Origin of the sequence: Paraglaciecola sp. MB-3u-78 (assembly GCF_002835935.1) — a bacterium.
GTDB lineage: Bacteria > Pseudomonadota > Gammaproteobacteria > Enterobacterales > Alteromonadaceae > Paraglaciecola.
On sequence record NZ_PJCF01000007.1, the window covers coordinates 88,531 to 111,004 of the forward strand.

19 protein-coding genes, 3 tRNA genes and 3 pseudogenes are annotated in these 22,474 nt (G+C 40.6%); 4 read left to right on the forward strand and 21 right to left on the reverse strand.

Annotated features, from left to right (window positions below):
* Positions 1–63: 63 nt before the first annotated feature.
* The 6 genes from fadD to CXF95_RS19165 form a co-directional block, all read right to left on the reverse strand.
* A complete protein-coding gene (fadD, locus tag CXF95_RS19140) occupies positions 64–1,719 on the reverse strand; it encodes a long-chain-fatty-acid--CoA ligase FadD (RefSeq protein ID WP_101200199.1) in 1,656 nt (551 codons plus the stop codon).
* 156 nt (positions 1,720–1,875) lie between these two features.
* Complete coding sequence (locus CXF95_RS19145; RefSeq protein WP_101200200.1) at positions 1,876–2,715, reverse strand: alpha/beta fold hydrolase; 840 nt, start codon at positions 2,713–2,715, stop codon at positions 1,876–1,878.
* Between the two features lie 84 nt (positions 2,716–2,799).
* Positions 2,800–3,426: a Slp family lipoprotein gene (locus tag CXF95_RS19150; protein WP_101200201.1), complete on the reverse strand. Its 627-nt coding sequence runs from the start codon at positions 3,424–3,426 to the stop codon at positions 2,800–2,802.
* Positions 3,427–3,539: 113 nt separating this feature from the next.
* Complete coding sequence (locus CXF95_RS19155) at positions 3,540–3,842, reverse strand: hypothetical protein (RefSeq protein WP_101200202.1); 303 nt, start codon at positions 3,840–3,842, stop codon at positions 3,540–3,542.
* Positions 3,843–3,944: 102 nt separating this feature from the next.
* Positions 3,945–4,631 carry a tRNA (adenosine(37)-N6)-threonylcarbamoyltransferase complex dimerization subunit type 1 TsaB gene (tsaB, locus tag CXF95_RS19160; RefSeq protein WP_101200203.1) on the reverse strand — a complete coding sequence of 229 codons (687 nt, stop codon included), beginning with the start codon at positions 4,629–4,631 and terminating at the stop codon, positions 3,945–3,947.
* Positions 4,628–6,571 carry an ATP-dependent DNA helicase gene (locus CXF95_RS19165; RefSeq protein ID WP_101200204.1) on the reverse strand — a complete coding sequence of 648 codons (1,944 nt, stop codon included), beginning with the start codon at positions 6,569–6,571 and terminating at the stop codon, positions 4,628–4,630. The genes tsaB and CXF95_RS19165 overlap by 4 nt, the downstream gene beginning before the upstream one ends.
* A gap of 160 nt (positions 6,572–6,731) precedes the next feature.
* Between CXF95_RS19165 and yeiP the strand changes: the two genes are divergently transcribed.
* Positions 6,732–7,304 (forward strand): elongation factor P-like protein YeiP, encoded by a 573-nt coding sequence (gene yeiP / locus CXF95_RS19170; RefSeq protein WP_101200205.1) that lies wholly within the window; start codon positions 6,732–6,734, stop codon positions 7,302–7,304.
* A gap of 46 nt (positions 7,305–7,350) precedes the next feature.
* Here the strand turns inward: yeiP and CXF95_RS31560 are convergent.
* The 9 genes and pseudogenes from CXF95_RS31560 to dnaQ all read right to left on the reverse strand — a co-directional run.
* Positions 7,351–8,346: pseudogene (locus tag CXF95_RS31560) on the reverse strand (molybdopterin-dependent oxidoreductase); the annotation flags it as partial.
* A gap of 93 nt (positions 8,347–8,439) precedes the next feature.
* The gene (locus tag CXF95_RS19180) at positions 8,440–9,675 is read right to left on the reverse strand and encodes a lipoprotein-releasing ABC transporter permease subunit (RefSeq protein WP_101200206.1); all 1,236 of its coding nucleotides are present in this window, start codon (positions 9,673–9,675) and stop codon (positions 8,440–8,442) included.
* The gene (gene lolD / locus CXF95_RS19185; protein ID WP_101200207.1) at positions 9,675–10,379 is read right to left on the reverse strand and encodes a lipoprotein-releasing ABC transporter ATP-binding protein LolD; all 705 of its coding nucleotides are present in this window, start codon (positions 10,377–10,379) and stop codon (positions 9,675–9,677) included. The genes CXF95_RS19180 and lolD overlap by 1 nt, the downstream gene beginning before the upstream one ends.
* Positions 10,380–10,394: 15 nt before the next feature.
* Positions 10,395–11,468, reverse strand: coding sequence for a CNNM domain-containing protein (locus CXF95_RS19190; RefSeq protein ID WP_101200208.1), 1,074 nt, complete (start codon positions 11,466–11,468; stop codon positions 10,395–10,397).
* A gap of 151 nt (positions 11,469–11,619) precedes the next feature.
* Positions 11,620–11,696 (reverse strand) — tRNA-Asp (locus CXF95_RS19195).
* Positions 11,697–11,724: 28 nt separating this feature from the next.
* A tRNA-Asp gene (locus CXF95_RS19200) sits at positions 11,725–11,801 on the reverse strand.
* A gap of 88 nt (positions 11,802–11,889) precedes the next feature.
* Positions 11,890–11,966 (reverse strand) — tRNA-Asp (locus tag CXF95_RS19205).
* A gap of 175 nt (positions 11,967–12,141) precedes the next feature.
* Positions 12,142–13,653 (reverse strand): TIGR03503 family protein, encoded by a 1,512-nt coding sequence (locus CXF95_RS19210; RefSeq protein WP_101200209.1) that lies wholly within the window; start codon positions 13,651–13,653, stop codon positions 12,142–12,144.
* A 35-nt stretch (positions 13,654–13,688) separates the two neighbouring features.
* Entirely contained in the window at positions 13,689–14,396 is a 708-nt protein-coding gene (gene dnaQ / locus CXF95_RS19215) for a DNA polymerase III subunit epsilon (protein ID WP_101200316.1), read from the reverse strand.
* A gap of 110 nt (positions 14,397–14,506) precedes the next feature.
* Here dnaQ and rnhA point away from each other — a divergent pair, with 110 nt between their 5' ends.
* A complete protein-coding gene (gene rnhA, locus CXF95_RS19220; RefSeq protein WP_101200210.1) occupies positions 14,507–14,968 on the forward strand; it encodes a ribonuclease HI in 462 nt (153 codons plus the stop codon).
* A 49-nt stretch (positions 14,969–15,017) separates the two neighbouring features.
* Here the strand turns inward: rnhA and CXF95_RS19225 are convergent, their stop codons facing one another.
* Entirely contained in the window at positions 15,018–15,371 is a 354-nt protein-coding gene (locus tag CXF95_RS19225; protein WP_101200211.1) for a VOC family protein, read from the reverse strand.
* An 85-nt stretch (positions 15,372–15,456) separates the two neighbouring features.
* Here CXF95_RS19225 and CXF95_RS19230 point away from each other — a divergent pair, with 85 nt between their 5' ends.
* On the forward strand, positions 15,457–15,873 hold the full coding sequence (locus CXF95_RS19230) for a DoxX family protein (RefSeq protein ID WP_101200212.1): 417 nt from the start codon (positions 15,457–15,459) through the stop codon (positions 15,871–15,873).
* Between the two features lie 126 nt (positions 15,874–15,999).
* Here the strand turns inward: CXF95_RS19230 and CXF95_RS19235 are convergent, their stop codons facing one another.
* Both CXF95_RS19235 and CXF95_RS30820 read right to left on the reverse strand, forming a co-directional pair.
* The gene (locus CXF95_RS19235; RefSeq protein ID WP_101200213.1) at positions 16,000–17,226 is read right to left on the reverse strand and encodes an alginate export family protein; all 1,227 of its coding nucleotides are present in this window, start codon (positions 17,224–17,226) and stop codon (positions 16,000–16,002) included.
* Positions 17,227–17,327: 101 nt separating this feature from the next.
* Positions 17,328–17,579 (reverse strand): annotated as a pseudogene (locus tag CXF95_RS30820) (ABC transporter ATP-binding protein); the annotation flags it as partial.
* A gap of 46 nt (positions 17,580–17,625) precedes the next feature.
* Here CXF95_RS30820 and CXF95_RS19245 point away from each other — a divergent pair.
* Positions 17,626–18,879: a DDE-type integrase/transposase/recombinase gene (locus tag CXF95_RS19245; RefSeq protein WP_101196919.1), complete on the forward strand. Its 1,254-nt coding sequence runs from the start codon at positions 17,626–17,628 to the stop codon at positions 18,877–18,879.
* A 41-nt stretch (positions 18,880–18,920) separates the two neighbouring features.
* Here the strand turns inward: CXF95_RS19245 and CXF95_RS19250 are convergent.
* From CXF95_RS19250 to CXF95_RS19260, 3 genes and pseudogenes are all read right to left on the reverse strand, one after another.
* Positions 18,921–19,577 (reverse strand): annotated as a pseudogene (locus CXF95_RS19250) (ABC transporter ATP-binding protein); the annotation flags it as partial.
* Between the two features lie 73 nt (positions 19,578–19,650).
* Complete coding sequence (locus tag CXF95_RS19255) at positions 19,651–20,616, reverse strand: ABC transporter permease (protein ID WP_369809331.1); 966 nt, start codon at positions 20,614–20,616, stop codon at positions 19,651–19,653.
* 75 nt (positions 20,617–20,691) lie between these two features.
* Positions 20,692–22,095, reverse strand: coding sequence for a CmpA/NrtA family ABC transporter substrate-binding protein (locus CXF95_RS19260; protein ID WP_101200215.1), 1,404 nt, complete (start codon positions 22,093–22,095; stop codon positions 20,692–20,694).
* Positions 22,096–22,474 lie beyond the last annotated feature (379 nt).

Here is a 22,474-nt window from a genome sequence, read left to right on the forward strand (position 1 = left end):
TGGTCACAAGACCCATAAAAAAACCGGCTAATGCCGGCTTTTACATAAGTGTAAACGGTTGGGCTATTTATCTCTTAATTCTCTGCGTAGTATCTTACCAACATTACTTTTAGGAAGCTCGTCTGTGAACTCAACTATTTTCGGTATTTTATAACCCGTTAAGTGTTTACGACAATGATCTATCACTTCTTTTTCTGACAGTTCTTGGCTTTTACTCACTATTACCAACTTAACTATTTCGCCAGAGACCTCGTGGGGCACACCTATTGCAGCAGCCTCAACAACGTCATCGTGCATAGCGGCAACTTCCTCGATTTCATTTGGAAAGACATTAAACCCAGAAACTAAAATCATATCTTTTTTTCGATCAACAATATAAAAGTAACCATCTGCATCACATGTTGCTATATCACCCGTAGCTAACCAACCATCAACTATCATTTCATCGGTTGCCTCAGGGCGATTAAGATAACCTTTCATTACCTGTGGTCCCTTGACTAGCATTTCGCCAGCTTCTCCCATGGGAACTTCGTTTCCTTCTTCGTCCACCAATTTTATATCAGTCGAAGGAACAGGCATACCAATTGAGCCCTTATAGGCTTTAAGTTGTGGCGGATTAACGGTCACAGTTGGGCAACATTCGGTTAATCCATAACCTTCGAGCAAAACATGTCCAGTGGCTTTTTGCCAACGTTCAGCTACTGGTCTCTGGACAGCTGCACCACCACCCAAAGCAAATTTTAATCGACTAAAATCTAATTCAGCAAAACCTGGGGTGTTAAGCAATCCATTAAATAATGTATTTACACCTGTTATAACGGTGAATGGATATTTGGCCAACTCGGCCACAAAACCCGGCATATCCCGAGGATTAGTGATCAATAAATTAGGACAACCAAATTTAACAAAGGTCAGGCAATTACCTTGCAAGGCAAATATATGGTAAAGAGGCAAAGCCGTAACCACTAACTCTTTACCCATCTCAACTACGTTTTCTAGAATAGTCGAGGTTTGCTCCAAATTCGCCACGATATTTCTATGGGTTAGCATCGCTCCCTTAGATAAACCAGTGGTGCCACCTGTATATTGCAAAAAAGCCAAGTCTTCGCCTGTCACCTCAGGGCGATGATAATGTTGGTTATGGCCTTGCTTGAGGGCCTTTAAAAACCTTTGCGAATTAGGTAAATCATAAGCTGGGATCATTTTTTTAAGGTGTTTGATCGCAAGGTTTGTGACGACTTTTTTCAGGGGGGATAACATGTCACCAATAGAGGTGATTAAAACGGTTTCTAAAGCAGTAGCTTTAACCACTTCACTCAAAGTACAGGCAAAATTTTCAACAATGACAATAGCTTTTGCGTTTGAGTCAGTTAATTGATGTTGTAATTCTCTTGGGGTGTATAGAGGATTCACATTTACCACTGTCATACCGGCGCGAAGTATGCCAAATAAAGCCACTGGATATTGGATAAGGTTAGGCATCATAATTGCCACCGCATCCCCCTTTTTCAAACCAGAGTTTTGCAAATATGCAGCAAAATCACGAGAAAGCTCATCCAACTCCGCAAAAGTAATACTTTTGCCCATATTGATATAACTGACATTAGCAGAATATTTTTCAATGGCTTGTTCAAAAATGTCGACTATAGATGAATAACGATCAGGATCGATATCGGCAGGAACCTTAGGGTCATAATTCTTCAACCAGATTTTTTCCACTGTGCCTCCAGGCCTTTGGTGTTAAGCTGGTACCTTGATGAAGGTACCAAACCAACATATAATTATTTTAAACAAATATGAAACTACAATAGATTCTACCTAAAGCTTCTGCAAAAATAAATCAACAATTGTTTAACAACTAAGACCAGTTCAGATTCAGCTTAAAAATCCGACAATTTTTTCGGCGACTGGCTGGGGATTGTCCATATGTAAATGATGATACCCCTCACATTCTGCAACAGTTAAATTTTCAACCCAGTCCAGCCTATTTTGTAAAATGGTTCGCATGGATTCATAACCATGATCGCCCGTTATTACTAACATGGGACATTGAATATTACCCATAAAAGCTTCTGCTTGTGATTCTGTCATTCTAAGGGATGAAAAAGTACGTAAACGCCTATCTGTATTAAATAATAATTGTTTATTTTCCTCACGGATATTGCGAGTTATCAATAATCTTGCAGACTCTAATTTGATATCCCCCACCTTTGCTCTGGCTTCGACCGTTCGTTCAATACTGCTAGGATGTTTAGCTTCACTTTGTTGGGCTTTTAATCTGCTTAGAATGGAGTCCCTAAGTTGGACTGGGCTACTTTGGGTATCTTTTGTCATCGGCCCGAACGACTCAATTGAAATAAGTTTACTCACATGTTCAGGAAAACAACTCGCATAAATAGTTGAAATGATGCCACCCATAGAGTGCCCCATCAATATAAATGCTTGCCAACCTTGTGAATCGACCAATTCATATAAATCGTAAGCAAAATCAATAAGGTGGTAGTGAGCACCATCACTTCGGTGGGAAGACAATCCATGACCAGTAATGTCTAATGCCAGAATATAATAATCAGTAAGGTACTCAGCAATAGGCTGAAAACTTGCGGCGTTATCTAACCAACCATGCAATGCCAAAATCATGGGTTTAGTGGGATCACCATAACCGATGCCACGAAGGGTGATATTGGCAAGGGGAAATTCAAGGGCTTGTTGCACGTATTTTCCTTTTTAAACACAAAAAAGCGGCAATAGCTTGCCGCTTAACCAGCGATATTCTGCCTGCTTGGCAAAAAGTTACCGTTATCTTTTAGTTCTTTTTGTATTCACAGGTTTAGGGTAATTTGTGGCACCACTTGGACGTGTTGCCTGAACCCTATGACTGCTATTTCTACTTGAGTTGTGAATAATTAAACTTCTATGATAAGGGCGAGGATAATATCCATATCCATATTGATATGGCCATACATGCACACCTCTCACATCTATACGCTGCACATTTTTCCACAAATAATAGGCCTCAACAGTTGCTGTTGGAAACACATATTCGTGTTCACCTACTAAGCCTTTTTCTAAACCATTCAGCTGCGCGGTAAATGTCATCAAACGTCCAACTTGATAGACCATAGGATCCATAAAGCCGTTAATAACAATACGATAACGTCCCATGCTTTCATCACCTGAAACAGGTCGCCCATAACCATTTAACGGGTAATAAACCATTTCAAAAACAGTGGAATCAGGTTTATTTTCGACTTTTGCGATAGCTCCCCCCCATCGCAACATTTTACCTTTGACTTGTTCGGCCTTTGACCCGGCATCCTCATAAGAGATTAACTGGGTAGTATCATCAAGCTGAAGCTTGTCAGGAAATGTTGAACAGCCAACCAGAAACAAGGCGACTAATATTGTACATATACGAATATTCATAATTTTCCTCAGATAGATCAAACAGGATATGTTTATCTGTTATTTTATTTATAGTAACTGAACAGCTACTGAATTTTGGCTTTATTTTTATATCTATCAGAACGAAGAATAGATCAAACGAAGGTGTCGACACCCAATAATAATTGAATGCCCTGGCGTTGCTGCTCTTTTTCCATACTTTGATAAGCGGCGATAGCTGACTTTTCATTTAAATTATTGTTAGAAAGTGAGTCAGTTTGTTGTTTAAAAGAAGCGGCTTTTTCAAATGTTTCGCTATCACCAGTACGAATAATAGAAACTTGAGAAGTGACTAGAATGTCATCTTGGCTTTTATCTGACTTTAGCTCACGGGGCTTGTCCCGAGAGGAACGGGCAATATCAGATGCTTTTAATAAAGATAGTGACTCTATACTCAACAACTTTTCCTAATCTGTAGCAATAATAGTTTACAAACCTACAACCCCAACCTACAACCCCAAATAGATACAAGAATTGTTCCAGATTGTTGCATTCAGTATTTACTCTCGTCCCGGCAATTTTTTCCAGGTCACTTTGTCACGTAAATAAACCGGTTGGATATCTTCCACTTCAACAGCGTGACCATCGGCTATTAATGCCTTAGCTAAGGGCAACATATACACAGCATTTGGATACAAAACACGGGTTAACACCTCAACCTTAGAGACTCCATTTAATACAGGATATGCCTGCCACCCAGTTCCAACGCCAGCCATTTCCAAGTGACCACTGAGTAACACTAGTGCTTCCTCTGGTGGTATCACTTGCTCTTCCCCAATCAATGTCATGACATTTTGTTGCAGTTGATACTGGCCAAAATACACTTCAGACATACGAGCATCTATGGCTGCAGTCACCAGTTCACTCTTATTTTGCACATAAGCTTGTTGTGCCATTGCCGCTAAGGTTGATATACCCACCACTTTATGACCCGTACCTAAAGCTAATCCCTGCAACACGCCAGTCGCAATTCGCACACCAGTAAAACTTCCGGGGCCGCGCCCAAAGGCTAAATAATCCAAATTTTGAAGTGTCACATCCGCTTCTGTTAACACCTCATCAATCATCGGCAATATACGTTGACTGTGTTGCTGTGGACAGACTTCGAATCGATTAAAAACCTGTTCGTTGACCTCAAGGGCGACTGAACAGGCCTCAGTAGCAGTATCGATAATTAAAATATTCATGCTTGAGTTTCCACTTGATCTTTGTCGCTGTGAATGTCGTGTAAAAAATCCACTGCTTTTTGTAAGTCTCGGGTGCGATGCATATCTGGCAAACTGCCCATAAAGATTTTGCCATAGTCTTTGGTAACCAGACGATGATCACAAATAACCAACACCCCTTTATCCGTTTCGTCACGGATCAAGCGCCCTGCCCCCTGTTTTAAGGCAATAGCAGCTTGAGGAATTTGTAATTGTACAAAAGGATTGCCGCCACTTTTCCGACAATCTTCGATTCTTGCCTGCAATAACGGATCATCTGGTGAAGCAAAAGGTAATTTATCAATTAACACGCAAGTCAAATCATCACCTCGTACATCAACCCCCTCCCAAAATGCACCTGTCCCTAACAACACTGCATCTTTGTTCTCTAAATAACTTTCCAGCAATGCGCGTTTAGTAGTGGAGCCTTGAACCAAAATAGGATTGTCGATTTTATCTTTTAACTGGTCGGCAATGGCATTAAGTGTGGCATGGCTGGTAAACAATAAAAAACACCGGCCACGACTTGCTTTAACCAATTTGATAGAGATATCCAACAAGGTGGCGCGCATTTCCCTGGCATTAGGTTCTGGCAAAAAACGAGGCACACATAACATGGCTTGATTGGGATAATCAAAGGGGCTGTCTAAAGACAAAGTGGTGGCATTGTCTAAACCCATTTGCTTTTGAAAATGGGTAAAAGCACCATCAACCATTAATGTGGCAGAAGTAAAGACCCAACTGCGTTTTGGCTCTGCAATAAAATCAGCAAATTTTTGGGAGATGCTCAAAGGCGTTAAATGCAGCACAATATGCCGCATAGTCGTTTCGTACCAAAGGCTCACACCTAATTGTGTGGTATCAGTTAAACGCGCTAATTTACCTTTAGTTTCGGACACACGCTCAAAAATATTATCTAAGTCTTTGTCTCGGCCAACATGTAATTTTAACACTTCATAGAATACGTTTAGACTGTCAGTTAATTTCCTGATCTGAATTTGTACATCGTCCCGAGATAACATTTGACGCCAATTACCCTTGCCTGGATTTTCAGGAAATAAAATACGCAAATCTGCAGCAATCATTTTGCATTTTTCAGCAGCACTTTGTAATTGTTTGGCGTCTTTGAGTACAGTGCGATACACCACTTCTACATCGCGGCTGATATCCTGCAATTGCCTGCTAGAAAACGTCTCACCAAAATACTCACTGGCAATATCAGGTATTTGATGGGCTTCATCAAATACCACGAGATCCGCATCAGGGATAAGCTCACCAAAACCAGTATCCTTTAAAGCCATATCTGCAAAAAACAAGTGGTGATTAACCACAACCACATCGGCATCTAGGGCTTTTCGTCGCGCTTTGACCATAAAGCAGTCTTCATAATCTGGGCAATCTTTACCCAAACAGTTATCCGCTGTAGAGGTGACAAAAGGTAACACTTTAGCGTCTTCTGCAAGTGCTCTCATATCGCCCATATCACCGGTCTTAGTACTCGAAGCCCAGACTCTAACTTGCGTGAGTTCAGTTAACGTTTGTCTATCAACTAGCGTGCTATTTCCACCGTGTTGCCTTAATCTATGTAAACACAAATAATTGGCTCGGCCTTTTAGCAGAGCAGTCTTGCTGTTGGAACCTAGCGCCTTCTTTATCAAAGGTAAGTCACGATGAAAAAGTTGCTCTTGCAGATTTTTAGTGCCTGTGGAGATAATAGTTTTTCTTTCAGACAATAACGCAGGTGCTAGATAAGCAAAGGTTTTCCCCGTGCCCGTGCCCGCTTCAACAATAAGAGGTGCTTTATTTTTGATGGTGTTTTCAACGGCAACTGCCATATCAGTTTGTGCTTGGCGCGGAACAAACCCGTCGATAGCCTCAGATAACTTGCCATCTACAGCAAACAAAGATGATGTTTTGGACATAGCGCCTTAATAAATAATGGAAGTGTAAAAACCTAGGCTGAGATTATGCCAAAAAGCATGACAACTAACGAGTGAAAAGTTTTGGTTCTAGTCACAACTTACCTTGCCTATTTTTATTTTCATGGTATTTTTTGCCACAAAATATAAAAGAGTGTGCTCCATGCCAAAAGCCAGTGAAATTAAAAAGAATGCCGCCGTTGAACTTAATGGCAAAACTTATATTGTTAAAGACATCAATAAAATGACACCAAGCGGTCGCGCAGGTGCCAGTTTATATAGAATGCGTTTGTATGAAGTGGGCACAGGCGCTAAGGCAGACGAGAGCTTTAAATCAGATGAAATGCTCAACTTAGTGGATTTTCATCGAAATAAAGTGAGCTTTTCTTATGTTGATGGCGACGAATATGTGTTTATGGATGACGTAGACTATTCATCTTATTCTTTGAACTCTGAAACCATCAGTGAAGAATTACCTTTCATCACCGAAGATACTAAGGGCCTGCAGATTTTATTGGTTGAAGAAAAGCCAGTCGGTATTGAACTGCCTGCCTCTGTTGAGTTGCTAATCACAGAAACCGACCCGTCTATCAAAGGTGCATCGGCCAGTGCTCGTACTAAACCAGCTACATTGACCACAGGTCTTGTAATTCAAGTCCCTGAATACATTGCCAGTGGCGAAAAAATCAAAGTGAATACAGCTGAAACTAAGTTTATGGGTCGCGCGGATTCTTAGGCTAAACATCAAAAATAATTCACCACAGAGGAGCCAAAGGATTAAAAGTTAAGCTGGCTAAATCAGCTATAATGGCGACTTCGCTTTTGAGTAAGTTAGAAGCAGGCGGTATTTTACCGTGGGAAGTTTGCACCACACCCATAGAATTTTCTACCGTAACAGTTTGGATCCCAGATGTTTGTTGATCGATTTCAGTTCGACCAAGTGCTGGTAATATCAAGGCGTTTTTTGCGGTGTAAAGGTGAGATTGATTTAATTTAGTGGAAACTTGTACCGATAATTCACAGTTGGCAAAACCTGTTTTGTGGCTCTATGATCGGGGGTAGCACGATAAAAATTACCGCCTAAGGCAAACCATACTTTAACCTGCCCTTGGGCCATAGCTTGAATAGTTTCTATGGTGTCGTAGCCATATTGTCTGGGTACATTAAAATCATAAGTTTGCTTTAAGGCATCAAGGAAAGTCGCTGACGGTTTCTCCCAAATTCCCATAGTACGATCACTCTGCACATTACTATGACCACGCACCGGACATACCCCGGCGCATGGTTTACCCATATTGCCTTGTAACATTAAAAAGTTGGTCATCAGCTGAATATTAGCGACTGCATTTTTATGTTGGGTCAGTGCTTCCGACCAACTTAATGGTTGATACTGGCTTGCACCTTCGGCTAAAAATAAAGGTTCAATTAAACGTCCTTGCGCATTTAGCCAACGATCAGATTTCTGTTTTAAGTCATCAACACTATGTTTGGCAAAAAATTTTGCCGTTGCTCGCTTTAACGTTGCCTCGTCAGCGACTGCTTTTGCTCCATTTTCAAAAATCTCGAAGGTTGAACGTTTTAATAAGGATCAGGCCAAGCTCAACCGGGGCAGTCAAAGCCTTCAATTTGATTTAGTTGAGCCAGTAATTTAGTGCCTCTAATAGGTCCGACTTTAGCACTGACATTTCTATATGCCGACATGACAGCAGTGACACCTGCCGCCCAGTCTTTTTGCTCGGTGACCTACGGGTTTTTACATCGATAGTCTTTTTTGACATCTAAATTACCCCAACTCATTGTAAGTAACAGCGCCTAAAAACGCCTAAAAACTATAATTCACCTATTTTTGTTAACCTTGCTCAAAAAACAAATTAATGGCCCAACACTGTTGCGGGATTAATTCTAGCGGCTTTTATTGCGGGATAAAGCGTGGCTAAAACACTCAACACCATGGCGATTAGAGCAGTGAGATACACTTCGTTCCAGTTTAATTCTGAAGGTAAAAAATTAATAAAATAAACATCACCTGATAAGAATTGCACACCCAATAAATTTTCAATAAAACGTGCTATAGCCGCTAAATTAATCGCCGTCAAAACGCCTAATATTATGCCCACTACTGTGCCAATCAGACCATTAAAGGTACCTTGCAACATAAACACTGAGATAATTAGGCTGTTTTTTGCGCCCATACTTTTAAGCATGGCAATTTCGCTTTGTTTTTCGTTTACCGCCATCACCAGAGTCGACACTATATTGAAACACGCAACTGCGATAACCAAACTTAATGCGATATACACCACTGCCCTTACCAGCTGAATGTCTTGATAGAGATTGCCATCATTGATAGTCCAATCAGACATATAGACTTCAGGTGTTAATTCATAACCAATTTCGCGGGTTAATTCCCGGGCAACAAAAGCATCGCGATACCTTAAACGTATACCCTGTGCACCATACTTAATATTTTGTGCCTGTGCAGCTAAGGACATATGCATATAGCCAAGATGATTGCTGAGTTCGCCGCCCATATCTAAACTGGCAATAATAGTAAGTCGTAATGTTGTTGGCGCACTTAAACTTAAATCTTCAGATAACTGAGGCAATAAAATTTGTACTTTATCACCCACAGACAAACCCAGTTTTTGCATCAGACCTATGCCTAACATAGTGGCACTTTCATCAGATTGGAATTGCTGCCACTGCTGTGTTGTAACTAAACTTGGAATGACGCCATCCGCGGCATAAAGAGGATCTATAGCTGTCATCTCCACGGCCTTCATTTTATTGCCTTTTTGCAACATACCTGTAGCGTTAACGTATGGTTCAACAAAGATCACTTCAGGATGCAGCATTAAAGCCTCTACTTCCGTAGGCCAATTTTTAATGCCACTTGCATGAACGGATTTAAACTCTGCATGGGGAATAACAGACAACAAATGGTCTTTTAATTCTTTTTCAAAACCATTCATTACCGATAACAATAAAATAAGAACAAAACACCCTAAGCCAATACCAAAGGTCGAAGAAGCAGAAATAAAGGAAATAAAACCATTTTGACGTTTATTTGTACGAAAACGCCACGCCAACAACCAAACCAGATGCACTAAAGGGTACTCGCCACAGATGGGGTTTGGGTATCTGTCAAACAGCCGTCAACTAAATATAAAGTGCGGTCTAATCTTTTGGCTAATTGAGTATCGTGAGTCACAACCACAAAACTGGTATGCATTTGCTGCCGTAAGTCACTGAGTAACTGATAAATACTTTCACCAGTTTTTTGATCGAGGTTCCCTGTCGGTTCGTCTGCGAGTATCAACTTAGGCTGGGACACTAAGGCTCTGGCAATTGCCACTCGTTGCCGCTCGCCACCCGATAATTCAGCAGGTTTATGAGAATACCTATGGGACAACCCGACCTTATCTAACATCGCCATAGCCAGTTCATTTGCTTGTTTGATGGCTTTTTTGGCTATTAATAATGGCATAGCTACGTTTTCTAGCGCACTAAACTCGGGTAATAAATGATGAAATTGATAAACAAATCCAAGAGATTGATTGCGAAATTGAGCTTGTTGGTTGCTACTAAAAGTAAAGATATCTTGTTGTTCAAACGTGACTTGCCCTGATGTAGGTTTATCCAGCGCGCCTAACAAGTGCAATAATGTACTTTTACCAGAACCTGAACTTCCCACAATGGCAATTTGTTCGGCTATATTAATCGAGAAATTGATGTTTTTTAGCACCTTAACGCTATTATCTCCATCGTTGTATTCTTTAGTTAGATTGGTACATCTGAGTAACTCACTCATAATCAGCACATTTCCCTAGTTTGCATTAGAACTGTTTGTTTTCTGGTACTTACGAAGACGTTTCTTTTCCCTTCTTTTCGCCAATATTCGCGCTAATTTTCGCATACTTACCACTTGGTCACTTTCATCAATGATATCAATACCAAACAAGCTCTCGACTAAATCCTCAACGGTTAACACCCCCTCTAAACCACCATATTCATCGACGATAAGTAACATGTTTCCTCGTTGTGAATGCAAAGGGGCAAATGCATTGGCTAAGGACATACTACTTAATATGGTGACCATGTCCTTTTGGTAAGCTTTGAGCTCTTTGTCTTTATTGCCGCGGGCATAAGCCAATAATATATCGGACTTTAAAACATAGCCGGTAATTTTCTCTGGCTCGCCATTTTCATAGATAGGTATCCGTGAAAATGACACATCCGCATGGTGTTCCAAAAACTGTTCAACAGTCTTGGTATCAGGTAACGAAAAAACCACCGTTCTGTGGGTCATTGCTTGACGAACTTTAACTTGTTTTAAACTAAGCAAGTTCTGCATAACTGTCGCCTCGCGAGCGGCAATTTGACCTTCCTCAAAAGACAACGCAGTCATGGCGTAGAGTTCATCTCGATTCAAACCAATAAGAGGCGACTCGTCCTGCATTTTGGATGTCATTTTTTGCGCCATTTGTACAAAAGGCCACAAAACAATGATTAAATACTTTAAAAAATAAGCTGTAGCTGGCGCAAGTTTACGCCAATAGGTTGCTCCAAGTGTCTTAGGAATGATTTCCGAGAATACCAATATCAATAAAGTCAATATAGCCGAGGCAATCCCTAGATAAGCATCGCCAAACACTACAGCGGCCTGAGCACCAGCACCAGCAGCGCCCATAGTATGCGCAATGGTATTTAAGCTTAAAATAGCAGCAAGTGGCCGGTTGATATCGCTGACTTGTTTTTTCAACAGCTTCCCAGACGGATGGCCACTTTTTTCTAACACAGAAATATATGCAGAAGAAATACTCAGGATAACCGCTTCTGCAATTGAGCAAATAAACGAAAAACCTAACGCGATAACGATATATAAAAACAACAAAAACATAGGAATTAAATCTCAGAGGATGGCGTCAAGAGCATCATATAAGTATGGATAAGAGGCATAACACAAGCTTATCAAACCATCAGCAGATAACGTAGTGTTAATAGAGACAAAAAGGAATTATTAAGCCAGAAGAAGCTAACAATCAATTTATTGGCGGAGTGGACGAGACTCGAACTCGCGACCCCCGGCGTGACAGGCCGGTATTCTAACCAACTGAACTACCACTCCGCATATAAATTGTATTTTGTTTTGATGTTGGCGGAGTGGACGAGACTCGAACTCGCGACCCCCGGCGTGACAGGCCGGTATTCTAACCAACTGAACTACCACTCCAGCCGTAATCAAAACATTACTTTATAGTTTTACGTTTAAACCTGACGGTAAAAAGTGCCGCTACTCAGTAATTAGACAAAATTAAAGTTGGCGGAGTGGACGAGACTCGAACTCGCGACCCCCGGCGTGACAGGCCGGTATTCTAACCAACTGAACTACCACTCCACAATCTTTAACATTATCAAGCAGTTAGATAAGAAATAAAGGATATCCCTTCTCAACCGCGGCGCAGATAATACGGGTTCACCCCATACTAGTCAATAGCTTTTTAGCACGAAATTCAGTTAAAAGCCTTGATTGCTGTAGTATTGAACAATTTGTCGATTAAGCGTGCATACATTTATTCTTTAGGGAGGGATAAGTCCATAAACTCAGGGTTGGACTCAGTTTTTTTTTCTGGCTTATTTTCTACTGTTGTTTCTTTGGGTTTAGCTTTACGTTTAAATATTTTTCCAAACAACCCCGCTATTTTTGAGTCACCTTGTACATTGGCAGGTTTTTTGGTTGGTTTTTTGAATTTTTTGATAAAATTAAACTCGGGCTTTTTGTCTAAGGTTAGACACCAAATTAGCCCACCACCCACTACCAAAATAAACAGATTAATACTCACAATCAACGTTACAAGTGTCGATGTTGCCATTTTCTCAGCAGTTAATGTGACTTCTTGTTCAGGCATTGCACTTTTTTCATTAGCATTGTCCGTTATAGAGGCATCAACAACAGCTTTATCGACAGCAACAACAACCGGCTCTGGTTCTTCTGATAGGAAGCTATATTCAGGCACATCCAAAATAAACGCTCTGCCTTCAGTGGTATTTCCATAAGCCGTTAACTTAACGCGGTATACTCCATATTCGGAATTGACAATTAGATACTCACGTACGTCAGATGACATATCGGTAATAGAAAAGTTCTGAATGTCGCCATTCGGAAAGCGCACTTTCCCATCAATCAATAACGTAGACATATCCACATATTCACGCTGGGCATCTATTGTAAGTTTATGGTAACCATCGCCGCCGCCATCAAGCTCAACGTTCACTTTAATTGGATTGGTCAACAGCATAAGTGCAGGATCGACTTGCTCACGGCTATACATAGGTGTAGATACAGTAAATGTAGGGATCCATTCGCCATCGGCAATGGCAAGATTAAATTGCCCAGTGAAGACCCCATCTAATGGTCTTTCATCCATGCCTTTACCGTTGTCTTCAAAAAAGGCGATGATTTCTTTATTGGCGCCAAAATTATTAAAATTGGGATTATTTGTACTAGCCAATGAAATAGTCAGTTCAACCACATCTCTAAATGCAGTGTAGTCAATCGGCACACCATTGTTGGTTAAGTAGGCCGTTTGTTTAAGGATTTCACCAGAAAAAATAATATTAGGTAAAGGCTCAGCATGTAATGCTAGCTCACTGATCACCATAACTCGACTTTCAGGGGAAATCTGACCAACCGCTTGCCATGGCCCTGGCATCGGATTTTTAATGCTGATCATGTCATAAGTACTGCTATCAAACCAAAAAACGTCGCTACCATCGGCGCTGGATTGAAAAATTTTGGAACCATCAGGCTGCACTAAAACTATAGGTGCAGAACCGAAGTCACGAAAAAATATCATGGTAATTTCTTCAACTTCGAAATCGATTCTAAAACGGTTTTGCAGTAACTCGATTCCATTTTGGTAATCGGAACCTAATTGCGTAAGGGGCGGATCTCGATCTTGACTGATAGCTTGATTAATTGAAGATGGGGCGCTGTCCTGCTTAATTTGAGGAATAGCTTGTACCGACAAGCTCACGTAAGGAAAAAACCACAAAATATGAGCAGATACGACCCATTTCAACATGTTTACTCAACCCACTGTTTTGTCACTATTTATCACTATTGACGCCATACGCAGGCGCCACCTTTTTCAGCCACCAAGTCTAATCGACTTTCGTGCTTATTTAATTCATCGGCCGTTGCCATAACAACCTTTAACGGTTTTCTTTGAGCAGACAGCCTGCGAATAGTTTCTACTTGAACGCCACCTTCGCCACTAGCCTTACCACTTAAATTGAGGTCAGTTTGCCCCCCTGTCATCATTAGATACACATCAGCCAAAATCTCTGCATCTAATAACGCGCCGTGTTTCTCTCGATGTGAGTTATCTATGCCATAACGCCTACACAGTGCATCAAGATTATTCTTTTGCCCAGGATGGAGCTTTCTTGCCAAATCCAAAGTGTCGAGCACGGTACACATTTTAGCAGACTCTTTGACTGCCAAACCTGAGAGCCTATTGAACTCATGATCCATAAAACCGATGTCAAATGGTGCGTTGTGGATCACCAGTTGCGCACCGCTAATAAAATCAATAAATTCTTTGGCTATGTTGTTAAATACGGGCTTGTCTACCAAAAATTCATTGGTGATCCCGTGCACCCCTATCGCTTCTTGTTTGACCAACCGCTGTGGATTAATGTACACGTGAAAGGTTTTCCCCGTGAGACGTCGGTTAATCATTTCCACACACCCTATCTCAATGATGCGGTGTCCTTGTTTAGGATCTAATCCAGTGGTTTCGGTATCTAATACAATTTGGCGCATTTCAAGCTCTTTATAATTTACTTTATAGAATTTTGTAGCATTAACAATCTTGGCCATTATACTGCGCTGAATTAAAAATTCCTGACATTTATCCACTAAATTAGGTTCATATGAAACAAGTAGAAATTTTTACCGATGGCTCCTGCCTAGGTAATCCCGGTCCTGGTGGTTATGGTGCCGTGATGATTTTTGACCAGCATCGCAAAGAACTCAGTCAAGGGTTTAAACATACCACCAATAACAGAATGGAATTACTGGCCACTATCGAGGCACTCGCAATTTTAAATGAGGCGTGTTCTGTTAACTTAACGACTGACAGCCAGTACGTTAAAAATGGGATTAACCAGTGGATTAAAAATTGGCGCAAAAATGGCTGGCGTACCTCAGATAAAAAACCAGTCAAAAATGTCGATTTATGGAAACGTTTAGACCAACAAGTTGCTAAACATAAAGTGAGTTGGTTTTGGGTAAAGGGTCACTCTGGTCATCCGGAAAATGAAGCTTGTGATCAACTTGCTCGTAAAGCAGCTGAAGGAAAAAACATGCCAGAAGATAGCGGCTTTTCTGGCTAACCAATCAGTGCAACCCAGCTAGACTTAAAAGGTGACAAGTACCTTAGGGTTACTTATCACTCCACACCGCATATTCGTTGTTGTTTCCATCGCAAAAGTGAAACCTATGGCCACCTGGAAATTCAAAGGTGGCCGTTTTAATTGTGCCTCCAGCCGATATTATTGCGGCTTGGCTTTTCACTAAATCATCACTGTATAACACAACTAGCACACTGCCCTTATCCGCAGACACATTATGTTCAGAAACGTATAAACCGCCATCTATCCCAGCTCCAGTAATCGCCGCATAGTCGTCCCCGTAATCAACAAATGTCCAACCAAACACTTTATTAAAGAAGGCTTTACTCGAAGCCAAGGCTTTTACTGGAATTTCAATATAATTAATTTTATGGTGTTGGCTCATAGTATTCTCCATTTGTTTAAAGCATCATGTTAGCAAGTTGTTAGTGTAATAATGCACTAAAATTTACTAAATTTGAGGATAACCAATGCGCGTAATTGAAAATATCTGCTTGTTATTAGGTCGACTGTTAATGGGCACCTATTTTATTCTGCCGGGATTACAGAAGATAACCAACTATCAAACAATGACAGACTATATGCTGGCGCACAGTGTGCCTGCTACTGCATTTTTATTGCCTGTTACTATCGTTATACAAATTTTATTAGGTTTGGCGATTATTATTGGCTTTAAAGGCAAGTTAGCGGCCTTTATTTTAGCGGGGTTAACTCTAGTGATAAGTATTTACATGCACGACTTTTGGAGTATGGCGGAAAGTTTAGAACGCACCCACGAAACTCAAAACTTCTTTAAAAATATGGGGATCATGGCTGGACTACTTATGGTTTCAAGCATAGGTACAGGTTGGCTAAGTTTGGACAATCGAAAAGCCAACAATCTTTAGACTGAATTAGTTCTCTAATCTAATTAACAATTTGACCATCGGTCATATGCTTACTTTAGATAATGTTATAAAAAAGAGGTCAACATTATTCATAATGTTGACCTCTTTTTTCATCATTACATATTATTAAAACTTAGCGCCAACCCATATCCAAACTTTATCAGTGTCTACTTTGATATCCCCAGCAGAATACGCCGCATATTTGATACCTGCGGTGTAATATTTAGCGTATTTTTTGACATATGATAAGTTGAGTTCACTGCCTAAATCATCAACGCTTTCGCTGGCCTCATCAGCGTCAAATTTATGATAAACAGCTGTCCACCCGCCACCCAATACTTTACCAGCTAACATAAAGCTAGTATCGACTAATCCTTGTGAAGGCGTGCCCAAAAACTGATCAGACCAACCATTAAATTTATGTAAAGTGGCTAAAGGGGTAGAAAATCCAAAGGCACCGTTATCTGAACCCAGCACTTCGTAGCCAACTTTAGCAGTCATACCACTAAACACGACCCCAGCTTCAAAGTTTAAATAATAAACATCAAAGTCCGCCACCGCTGACTCACTGGTCTGGCTGGCGTATTCGGCGCGATATAACACCTTAGTATCACCCGCTTTAGTGCTACCAGCAAAGCTAATACCAAAAGTATCCAAAGCATTATCGGTATTATTATCAACTTCAAGTAGATAGCCATAACCTGTCAATGTTCCCACTGATGTTTTGTAAGACGCGTTGATTAAATGATCTTTTGAATCTAAATCAGCGTCTTGAGCAAATATACGGTTTCTCTGAGTAATATAAGCATATTGCAACGTTAAGTCTTTTACAGCGGAATATTTTGCAGATAACGCATCAAAGGTTTGTCTATCTTGACGCCAGCCAACATGACCAACAAATCGATGTCCGTCCATAGTGATCACTTGGCGACCTAATTTTGCACTTAAACCAGCATTTTTATACTGAATGTAACCTTGATCCAATTCAGTGTGCTCAGGATCTGCAATCACTGAATATAGACCAAGGTTATAGCCGGTTGGTCCAACAGTATAATCGCCTTGGCCTAGCACAATGCGAGTGTCTTCCATTTCAACTTTAGCCGAAAATCCTTTGTAGCTGCCAGTGTCATAAGCCAATAATGTACGTAATGTCAGCGCACTGGCATCTTCAAGGGCGTTATCTTGGTCTACACTTTCGTAACGCAAGTTTAAATTAACACTTCCCTTACCTGAGGTCAGTGCTTCAGTAAATCCTTCTGCGTATGCCATTTGACTAGTAGCAGAGCCAACAAGTACTATTGCTAGAGCAATATTGATAGCATGTTTGTTCATTTTCTTAATGGTTGTTTTCATGGTTTTCTCTCTAGATTTAAGCACAGATCTGTTTTGTCACAGAGTTTGCTGTTAACAGTTATATAATTTTATTGAATAAAAGTTATGAGGTAATATTGTGACTAAGCCACATTACTTTGAGTTGCCCCACTCTTGCGTTTGGATTGTTTTTTACGGTGTTCGTCAACAGATTCCACTTTGCGCTGCTTTTCGTATAAAAACTTAAGAACTTCGTGGCGATAGTGATTGTATTGTTGGTTATCAGCTAATTCGATGCGGTTCCTAGGCCTGTCTAATTCTATAGATAAAATCTCACCAATAGTAGCCCCAGCCTTGTCCAATATGAAATGAGTCTTAACTAATTGCGTGTTTCCAAAATGAAATGCGTCTAAAGACTTAAATTCTGTTCATGATCATAAGATGCAAGCGATCATGAATATAGAAAACCTCACCACTATTGAAGAGCTTGAACGCTTTATTCAAGGTAACCAAGCCGTCGCCTTTACCGTTTTAGGTGATAAAAATCAGCGATATCAATTCATTCAAAAAACATTGATAAAATTTCGCTATATCACGTTAAAAAAAACCGACAAAGGGATCGTCAATCAATACCTTAAAAAGGTGACAGGCTACTCGCGGCAGCAACTCACTCGATTGATAAAACAATACAAGGACGTCGGCAGAATTAACTGGCAACCTTGCCGAACTAACGGCTTTTCAACCATTTACAGTACAAAGGATATTAAGCTACTGGCTGAAATGGACGCAAGGCATGATGATATCTGTGGTCATGCCACTAAAAAGCTGTTGGAGCGTGCCTACAATACGTTTGAGCAATCAGAATACCAAATGCTTGCCACTATCTCTGTTTCACATTTATATAACTTGAGGCACTCTCAAGGCTACCAAAAACAACGCAGACACTTCACAAAAACACAATCAAGACAAGTGCCTATTGGCGAACGGCGTAAACCTCAACCCAACGGCGAGCCTGGCTATATTCGTATTGATACCGTGCACCAAGGAGACCTAGATAAACAAAAAGGCGTGTATCATATTAATGCAGTTGATGAGGTGACACAGTTTGAGGTTGTTTGCTCAGTTGAACGTATTAGTGAGCGTTACCTCATTCCAGTACTAACGCAAATGATGGCCGCATTTCCTTTTATTATCAAAGGGTTTCATTCAGATAATGGCTCTGAATACATCAACAAACACGTGTGTAAATTACTCACCAAACTTGAAATAGAGCTCACTAAATCACGCTCAAGACACTCAAACGATAATGCCTTAGCAGAAAGTAAAAATGCATCAATTGTAAGAAAACAGTTTGGTTACACACATATTCCACAGAAATGGGCACCGTTAATCAATACGTTTAATTTAAAATATCTTTACCCGTATATCAATTATCATAGACCTTGTTTCTTTCCTGAAGTCACCACTGATGATAAAGGGAAACAACGTAAAACTTACCCTTACAAAAGTATGATGACGCCCTATGAAAAACTAAAATCTTTACCCAATGCCAAAACATATTTGAAAGCAGACTTTCATTTTGAAATACTAGATGAGCAAGCTATGGAAATGACAGATAATGCTTGTGCTGAATTACTTCAAAAAGAACGTAATGAATTATTTAACCAGATCTTTGAACAGAATAAACGAGCCTAAAAATTTACTTACTTAAGACTCATTTGTTAATTGGAATATACTGCCCCAGGACCATTAGTCATCATCACAATTCTGTCTGAAAGTAACACGGCTTCATCCACATCATGGGTAATCATAATAACGGTATTGCCCAACTGTGCATGGATTTCCATAACTGAGTCCTGCAGATGAGCGCGAGTTAAGGCATCAAGGGCTCCAAAAGGCTCATCCATCAACAATACTTTTGGCTCCATTGCTAATGCTCTTGCAATACCAACACGTTGTTTCATGCCACCTGATATTTCAGCGGGTAACTTGTCAGCAGCGTGACTCATATGAACCAATTCAAGATTATGCTCAACCCACTCTTTTATTTCTTTTTTTGAGCGACCATTTGGGGTTTGTTTAACCGCCAGCTCAACATTCTTATAAGCACTCAACCAAGGTAGTAACGAGTGATTTTGAAATACCACCGCTCGCTCTGGGCCGGGTTCGTTTACTTCTTGGTTATCCAAGATAACGCCGCCTTTAGTTGCTTGATATAAACCAGCAACAATATTCAAAACTGTTGACTTGCCGCAGCCAGAGTGACCAATCAATGAAATAAACTCACCTTTATTGATACGCAGGTTAACGTCTTGCAAAGCGTTAAATGGTCCCTTAGCAGTGGGGAAATCCATGCCTACTTGTGTCAACTCTAAATGATGTTTGTGACTCATTACTTTATCCTCGAATATACTTTTGGTTACTACCAGTCAAAATTTTTGGTGACTATACGTCTAAACAAAAGGCTTAACGCAATACCGCACTCTTGTCCCAACTAAATGTTCTCTGCAGCGCTAACATTATTCTGTCTAACGCAAAACCAATCACACCAATGGTTAATACTGCCACCATAATACGGGCTAATGACTCTGAGCTGCCATTTTGAAATTCATCCCACACAAACTTACCTAAACCAGGATTCTGGGCGAGCATTTCTGCAGCAATCAGAACCATCCAGCCAATCCCAAGGGATAAACGTAAACCGGTAAAAATGGCAGGGATCGATGAAGGTAATACAATCTTAGTCACATGTGATAAGCCGTTAAGTCGCAGCACTTTACTTACATTAATTAGGTCTTTGTCGATACTCGATACACCCACAGCAGTGTTGATTAAAGTGGGCCACAAGCAGCACAGTGCAACGGTTACTGCGGAGGTAATAAACGATTTTGAAAACATCGGATCAGAGCTGACATACACAGCACTTACCACCATAGTGACCAAGGGTAACCATGCTAAAGGTGATACCGGTTTAAATAATTGGATCAATGGGTTAATAGCCGTATAAGCATTTTTACTTAACCCACACAAAATTCCTATCGGAATGGCCAACAATGAAGCAACAATAAACCCCACCATCACAGTGTATAAACTGGTCCAAATTTGCTCAAAGAAAGTGGGCGCACCGGTAAAATCCCTAATCTTCGACGCATAACTTGGGTCTTTAGCTAAACGGGCGGCGTTGCGTTGTTCTTGACGATCGTAAAACTTGCTGGCTTTTTCCATCTGCGTATTATGCTCATCAACTAACACGATAGTCTGCTGCCACACTGCCCCAGGACCAGGAAACGTGCCCAAAGACGTATCAATATTCTTTGCCATTAAGCTCCATAACCCAAGGAATATCACAATTCCAACAATAGGCAGTGCTGTGGCAGTTAAAAATTGATTAAGGGTTGGCCAGTTTATGTCTCTCACCTGATTAAAAATCATAGGAACCGTTTGTTGTTTACTCATATGGAACACTCCGCGCTAGATGGAGCATTCCCCATCAGCTCAAATAGCTAGTTAGATTTTGCTATCATTCTTAAGACCGATAGCAAATTTTTCTAAATAAGCGTTAGGTTGGCTTCCGTCATACACAATATTGTCAATAAAGTGTATCTGAGCAGGTTTGAAACCTGTTTCTGTTGCAAACTCAGGGAAGTCAACCGCCTTGGCTTTACCCTCAGCTATTAAAGCCTTAGCAGCTTGAGCATAAATATCAGGACGGTAAACTTGTTTGGCGATATCTTTATACCAAGAGTCAGCTTTAGGCTCCGAGATCTGTCCCCAGCGACGCATTTGTGTCAGGTACCATATGGCATCGCTGTAAAAGGGATAAGTCGCGTTGTAACGAAAAAATACATTGAAGTCAGGCACATCACGCTTGTCGCCTTTTTCGTACTCAAATGTACCTGTCATGCTGTTAGCAATCACTTCATAATCAGCACCAACATATTGACTTTTCGCGAGAATTTTTACCGCTTCGGGCCGATTAGCATTGTTATTTTCGTCTAACCACATAGCCGCTCTGATCATCGCTTTAACCACACGAACATGGGTATTAGGATATTTTTCAGCCCATCCTTTGCTCACACCAAAGACTTTTTCAGGGTTATTTTTCCAAATTTCATAGTCGGTCACAACTGGCACACCAATCCCTTTAAATACCGCTTGTTGATTCCAAGGCTCACCTACGCAATAACCGTGAATAGTGCCAGCTTCCATAGTAGAAGGCATTTGTGGTGGGGGCGTAACAGACAACAAGGCGTCAGCATTGATTTGTCCACTCGTATCACCCTTATGGGGCGCATAAAATCCAGGGTGAATACCACCAGCAGCTAACCAATAACGTAACTCATAGTTATGAGTAGATACTGGAAACACCATGCCCATTTTGAAAGGTTTACCCTTGCTTTTGAAATCGTCTACTACTGGTTTAAGCGAATCCGCTGAGATTGGATGAACGGGCTTTCCACCTTCATGAGGTACATGTTTTTTCATCTCTTTCCAAATATCATTGGAAACTGTGATGGCATTACCATTTAAGTCCATGCTAAAGGCTGTAATGATATCTGCTTTAGTGCCGTAACCAATAGTTGCACCTAAAGGTTGACCCGCTAACATATGCGCACCATCAAGCTGACCATCAATCACCCGGTCAAGTAATACTTTCCAGTTCGCTTGTGCTTCAAGCGTCACATAAAGGCCTTCTTCCTCGAAGTAGCCTTTTTCATAAGCCACCGCAAGGGGTGCCATATCGGTTAATTTAATAAATCCAAATTTTAATTCTTCCTTCTCTGGCCAACCCAACTCTTGTGCTGATACACCGGTTACGATAACTGAACCGCTTAAAACCGTTGAGATAACCCCTACACGAAGTGATTTAACAACTCGTTTTAACGAACTTAATAACTTCAGATTAGTCATTTCTTACTCCGATTTTTATTAGCCAAAAAAAAACCCGCAAAGACTCCAGGACACGGAAAGTCTTTGCGGGCTGCATTGCCTATTTGTAACAACGCTTCATCGCATAATTACAATTGTTTGTTTAACGCGTATGGACGCTTAACGTCTTCTAATTATTGAGGACAATTATTCTTGTTATAAGAAGTCTCTCATTCAATTATGGTATTGCAGTAACAATGCCAACTATTATATTCCTTTATTTTCAATAAGTTAACAAATAAGCATCGGATTGTCCAAACAGTATTATTACCAAAGGGGTGCATATTTGCACTACCGCAGTGCCTTTGTGTTTTTTGGGTATTCTCATGTGGAGAGATAAACATAATAAAAAAAGATAAAC